This window comes from Okeania sp. SIO2B9 (assembly GCF_010672505.1).
Taxonomy (GTDB): Bacteria; Cyanobacteriota; Cyanobacteriia; order Cyanobacteriales; family Microcoleaceae; genus Okeania; species Okeania hirsuta.
The window spans coordinates 1-1,211 of record NZ_JAAHGK010001727.1; the positions used below are offsets into that span (position 1 = coordinate 1).

1 protein-coding gene is annotated in these 1,211 nt (G+C 31.0%); it reads right to left on the reverse strand.

Annotation, left to right across the window (positions count from 1 at the left end; genetic code table 11):
* Window positions 1–700 precede the first annotated feature (700 nt).
* On the reverse strand, window positions 701–1,211 hold a 511-nt coding region (locus F6K13_RS34005; RefSeq protein WP_287290064.1), incomplete at its 5' end, for an amidohydrolase family protein.

Here is a 1,211-nt window from a genome sequence, read left to right on the forward strand (position 1 = left end):
TGTCGTTAAATAAGCAAGCCACAATTAGTTCATTATTAGCTTTTGCTGTTTTTGCTAAAGTAGCACATTGGAGAGCGTGTTCTAGTTGACTAATAGATTCTTGATTATATTGAATATGACCTTTTGAGGAAAGAATTTGAATGATTGTTTTTATATCGGGTTTCATTTTCATTGTGTATTTATAAGTGATAAAAAATAATGCCAAATATCAAAAGTATTGCTACATATCTTTGAGGGTTAGGGAGTAGGGAGTATGGTTCAAAGAAATAAGATATTTTGGTTTAATACCGGGAATCGTTACAAACATTACTTAACAATTATTATTACTTAATAACTGAATTTTTTATGAAGTATAGCATTATTTTTGGGAATTAGTATAATTAGTTGTTAGGGGTTAATTAAAACAGATTTACTCTTGACTTTATAATTCTAGTCAATGAAATTTTACCGTTATTTGATGGTGTTTTTTAGGGTTATCTATTTCAGTGAAATTATGACTTTTTTAACCATTAACTAGATTTTTTGACTAGGGTGAAAATTTACCATAGCAACCTTCATACTAAGTTTTGAAATTTTGTTAAGGGGAATTAGCCCACAAATTTTTACAGCCTAAAATACTTGATTGATTTTACATTTAATTTTGGCAAAATTTCCGTGAAGTAAGACTTAAAAAAATCCTCCCTTCTGTAAAATCAACAGTTTAAGCAACACGACGGCCATTAACGATCGCTGAAGTTAAATGGGGGACTATACCATCATCATGTACCGTAATTAAATCGGCACGTTTGCCAACTTCTAAACTTCCTCTATCGTGAGATAAATTAATAGTTTTAGCTGGATTAATTGTAACTAATTTCATAGCTTCATATAAAGGTTTACCAATTTTATGACTAATAATAAAAATAGATTGTAATAGACTCCGAGGTACATAATCTGAAGAAATTACATCTACTAAATTTTGCTCTACCAATTCCATTGCAGATACATTTCCAGAATGAGAACCTCCTAATACTAAATTCGGCGCTCCCATCAATACTTGTAATCCAGAATTATGAGCTTCTTTTGCCGCTTCTAAAGTAGTTGGAAATTCTGCTAAAACTGCCCCATTCTCTAAAGCTTCTTGCACATGACTTATTGTTGCATCATCGTGAGAAGCTAGGGAAATTCCATTTTGTTTTGCTAATTCAACTAATGCTTGACGATTTTTAGGA